1 protein-coding gene is annotated in these 305 nt (G+C 45.9%); it reads left to right on the top strand.

Annotated features, from left to right (window positions below):
* Positions 1–60 precede the first annotated feature (60 nt).
* Positions 61–261: a hypothetical protein gene (locus tag NE473_RS31005; protein ID WP_256265633.1), complete on the top strand. Its 201-nt coding sequence runs from the start codon at positions 61–63 to the stop codon at positions 259–261.
* The last annotated feature ends 44 nt before the right edge of the window (positions 262–305 follow it).

Here is a 305-nt window from a genome sequence, read left to right on the forward strand (position 1 = left end):
AATAGAAAATGGAGGTAACAGATTGAAGAAACAGGACAGCAATGCAAAAATTAAGAAGACATGAAGGTACATGCACCGAACAAGAATTATACGGGGGTCTCGGCCAGCGTAGCGTTCTGTAATGGCGTGGGCGAGACTGAGGATCCGTATCTGTTGGAGTGGTTTAAGAGCCATGGCTACGAGCTTGAAGAGCCGCCAAAGGAAGAAACAGAAGAGGATCCAGAAAAGAAACAGGCGGCAAGCAAGAAAGCCGGTGAGTAGTATGGCTTACGAACCATATGTAACACCGGATTATTATTTTGACG

The sequence above is a fragment of the Hungatella sp. SL.1.14 genome, from assembly GCF_024460495.1.
GTDB classification, from domain to species: domain Bacteria; phylum Bacillota; class Clostridia; order Lachnospirales; family Lachnospiraceae; genus Hungatella; species Hungatella hathewayi.